This is a genomic window from Schnuerera sp., assembly GCF_035459645.1.
Lineage (GTDB): Bacteria > Bacillota > Clostridia > Tissierellales > Tepidimicrobiaceae > Schnuerera.
Map to the genome: position 1 here is coordinate 1 of NZ_DATHXO010000198.1, position 4,564 is coordinate 4,564.

Below are 4,564 nucleotides of genomic sequence, written 5' to 3' on the forward strand. Positions count from 1 at the left end.
ATCTATTTCTATCAATAGTTTAAAAAGTCCTTCATATAACCATAAATATTCCTTTTCCTTGATAAGAAATACTTTGTTTATAGTATCCTTTAAACTTTCTATTTTTTCCTTTTCTTTTGAATTAGTGCCAATATTATCGTATAGGTATTCTAGTATTGAAACTATATCTTCTTTTGAATAATTGTCATTATAAAATTCTAACCAGATACTATCCTCTCTCAACTTATTTATTTTAGAATTCTTTCTAGCCTTGTTCATTAAATATACAAAACTATCTTTAATATATTTAATATCCTCTAAATTTAACTTAATGCTTGATATAAAAGATAAGGTCATATCTTTCAATTCCTTAAAAGAGTATCCTATTGTTCTTATTTTATTATAAATAGTCTTTATTTCAGTTACCATTTTATCTAAATTATCTCTATTAAATGTTTTAACTAAATTATAAATATTTTCATCATCTTCCATGGATTGTACCAATTTGTCCATTATGGTTTCCTCTAGTAATAGATTGGCTTCTTTTTGGTCTAATACAGTAAATAAAGGATCAATGCCTAATTCTAAAGCATTATCTCTTAAAATATTACCACAAAAACTATGAATAGTGGATATATTTGATTTTTCCATGTCTCTATAATATCTAGCCCATTTATCTTCTATAAAGATTCTTTTCTTTATTTCTTCCCTAATTCTTTCCTTCATTTCTTGTGCAGCTTTTTTAGTAAAGGTTATAGCCACAATGGATTCTATTTCTTTATTTTCTTCTAATCTTCCTTTTTCCAATATATAGATATACCTTTCTGTAAGAACTTTAGTCTTTCCAGTACCAGCTCCAGCATTTACAGCTAAATTTTTATCAATTGTAGTAATAGCTAAATTTTGTTCTTTTGTATTACTCATCTTATTCTACCTCCAATATTTCTTCATATCTACATATATCCTTATAGATACAATAGGGCGAACACTCTGTTGGATTTACAGCAAAATTTCCTTTATAGATAGATTCTATATAAGATTTTATAAAGTCTTTAGTTGTATTTAATAGTTCTTCTAATTCTTCTTCAGTTAAAGCCCCTTTGTTTCTCTTGCTTACTAAAGCTTTTTCTTCTAAATTCCCTATCTTCACTTGGAATTCTCCAGTAGAAATAATTCCATATAAGGCAGCCACTATATTTTTATCCTTTTGAGACAATATATATAGTGGTAATTGCAATGATAATCCAGATTTCATATGGTCAATGTTTCTAATATTATAATCACTATTTTTATAATCTATGATTATATATTTATCTTCATCTATATATTTGTCAATCCTATCTATTGCTCCAGTAAATGGTATCTTTAAGTCATCTATCTTTATTTCAAAGGGTTTTTTTCTACCAAATTGGATTTCAAAATCCATAGGAACAGTTTTTTTCTTCAATTTAGTCATTCTATGTAAATCAGATTTGATAAATTCCAATATTCTTTCTGTACTATTCTCTATCCTTAACTGCCAAAGTTTAGAGTTATAGTTTCGCCCTAGGGCATTCATCTTTTTTGATACTTTTTCAAATATATAATCATAGGTTTCATCTACATTAAATATATTTTTTCCCTCTATATAAGCTTGAATTTCTTCCCTATAATTATAATAATATTCCTTTAAAACCTCATGATTAATAACCCCTCTATCTAGAGGAGTAAAATCTTGGAATTCCCTCTCCATCTCTTCCACATTTAATATATTATTTAATAAAAAATAATAAGGGCATCTTCCATAGGATTCTAAATAACTAATAGAATAAATTTTATTCTTATGAATATTTTTAATATCTTCAATTATATTTTCATCTCCTATGCTACCACTATATTGGTTGAATTCATTCTTATTTCTTTCTATTTCACACAAAACCCTATCATTTACTTCCTTAAAAGTATTTTCATCAATATCATTATACATAAAGAATAACTCTTCTCCATATTCCCCTTCATAATACTTTTCTAGTAAATATTGAGGTATTTCCTTCTTCGTTGTTAACTCATTTTTGTCTCTTTTTAGAATATAGTCCATATCTACCTTTATTAAATTTACTTTTTCTTCAATGGTCTCTCCATCTATCATATTTAATATTTCATCTAAAAAAATAGAAGGTATATCCTTCTCATCTTGTGTAGAGTTTTCCGAATAGGATAAATACAAATCATTAGTACAGATAGCTATTATTGTAGAAAACACAAGAGAGTCCTTGTCCATCTTTTCATGATAATTTTTCATGTCTATTCCTATGGATTTTAATTTTTCATAATTATCATCTTTAAAAAAGAAATTGTTTTCCATTATTGTAGGATACTTCCCTTGAGAAAGACCAACTACAAATAATACACTAAATTGTTGACCTCTAGCTGTTATAGGTGATAGTATCTTTACACCCTTAGAATTCCCCTGAACTTCCATTATACTTTCCTTTTCAAAGTAATTTTGTAACAATTCTATAAATTCTTCTAACAAAATTTCCTCATTTACGATTTTGAATATATTTGCCATTGTGTTTAAAATCTCTTTTATTTTATTATAAGCTGAGATATCTCTCTTGAATAAGTGAAAATCCTTTGTTAAATTATAAATATCTAGAATTTTATCTTCTATTTTATATTTTTCTAAAAAATCCATAATGATTTTTATATATTCTTTAATATTTCCTTTTTCAGGAATAAATTTAGATTCTTCCTCAATATTTAATAATATGGATTTTAATTCCGGTATGTACATATTTGTATTTAAGTTATCTTTATATATTAAATTTTCTATAGAATCAAAATCTAATTTTCTCAAGTAGTATTCTATTGCTTCTTTTTCTTCTGAACTGCAAAGATTAAAATAATTGCTTTTAATTCTATTTATAATTGAATTTTTAGTGCTCTTTTTCACTTCCAAAAAATAGATTAATTCTTTGACTAAAGGAATTTCAATTAGATTTGTATCTTTATTTAAGGAAGTAGGAATTTTTTCTTCATTGAATACTTGAAACATTTTATTCCTATATTCTTCAGGGTTTGTAAGTACAATTGCCATATCTTTTAAATCTGTACCTTCTAAACTATGTCTTTTTATTATTTCCGCAATCTTTTTCATTTCTAAATAGCTATTGGCTGCTTTTATCATATAAGTATGACTACTTGGTTCTAATTTTTCTTTAGATTTATCAAATAGATTAGTGGCAATTTTTTCATAATAAGTGAAATTTTTGTTAGCTTCCTTTTCTATTTTAAATCCTAATCTTTCAAGGATTTCTATAGTTTTTAATAATGTGTGATAATTTTCATCTTTATTAAAAGGCATATTAATATATATAGGGCAGTTGGTTTTAGTTATTTCTTTTAAAATTTCCTGCTCCTGAGGTCTAAAGTCAAAGAAACCATCTATTATAATATAATCTAAACCATCAAAAAAGCTTTTATCCTTTCTTAATAAAGTCAAAGATTTAAAGAAACTTCCTTCCCTATCAATTAATCTAAATCTATTAAGTTGTTTTTCATATTTTTCATATATTAACCCAATTTCAGTAAAGAAAGGTTCATCAGGACATCTTTTGAAATACATCTCTGTAGTTACTAAAGATCTTTTAATTTCTCCTATAATTCTAATCAAACTTCTAATGAAACCTTTTTTATTAGATACCTTTTTATAGTATTTTAATCTATTCTCATCCTTCAATTCTTTAAGTATTTTAGAAATAAGCACTTCCTTTAACTCTTCATCTATGTGAGCATAAAAATGATCCTCTAGTAATTTATCTACAATATCATCAAAAGTGAACAGGTTTATATCAAAAGTTCCATTAACTTTTTCAATCATATTCTCCCTATATTCTTCTAATAGATTTCCATTTGGCAATATATAATAAAAATCATTTCCTTTATTCATTTTCAAATAATCTATAGCCTTATTAAATAGTTTATGAGATCTATGATTATTATAAGGACCTAAATAGACAATTCTATCTGTCATTTCTCTACCTCCTATATATTGTCTAATGCCACTTTTGCAGCTCCTATCATCCCTGCATCATTTAAAAACTTAGCAGGTAAAATTTCAGTTCCCTCTGGATTATTACAATTCTTAAAATAATAATTTACCATCTCTTCCCACCAAAATTCTTTTGAATTTATAACTCCACCGCCAATTATTATTCCTTCTGGATCGAAGATATTCTTAATAGATAATAAATATGTTCCTAAATCAGCAACAAATTTATCTACAGTTTCTTTACAGTTCTTATCTATCTTAGAGTTTTTAAATATTTCTGCACCTTTCAATTCTTTACCTGTTAATTCATAGAAGTTCTTCTCGATTCCATTTCCTGATATATATTGTTCTACACAGCCTTTTTGTCCACAATTACATAATCTACCATTAGGATAAAGGATAGCATGTCCCAATTCTGCTCCTTAGGGCGAAATGCACCCCATCGGCCACCAGTTCTTCCATCAACCGTGAGCCGCGCTCCAGATCAGCGATCAGGCTGCTCTCGGTCACCTCCAGCGTCAGGCGATGCGGCGCCGCCCCAGTCTCGTGAAC

Annotated in this window: 3 protein-coding genes; all 3 read right to left on the reverse strand. The window is 27.0% G+C overall.

The features are described from left to right. Positions 1–903: UvrD-helicase domain-containing protein (locus VK998_RS04745; protein ID WP_325226077.1), on the reverse strand; the 903-nt coding region annotated here is incomplete at its 3' end. Between the two features lies 1 nt (position 904). Further along, the gene (locus tag VK998_RS04750; RefSeq protein ID WP_325226080.1) at positions 905–3,994 is read right to left on the reverse strand and encodes a PD-(D/E)XK nuclease family protein; all 3,090 of its coding nucleotides are present in this window, start codon (positions 3,992–3,994) and stop codon (positions 905–907) included. Positions 3,995–4,005: 11 nt separating this feature from the next. Further along, a complete protein-coding gene (locus tag VK998_RS04755) occupies positions 4,006–4,425 on the reverse strand; it encodes an ROK family protein (protein ID WP_325226084.1) in 420 nt (139 codons plus the stop codon). Between the last annotated feature and the right edge of the window lie 139 nt (positions 4,426–4,564).

Bases quoted from the DNA above. Each gene is read 5' to 3' on its own strand.
- VK998_RS04750 (WP_325226080.1), bottom strand. From the start codon at position 3,994: ATGACAGATAGAATTGTCTATTTAGGTCCTTATAATAATCATAGATCT.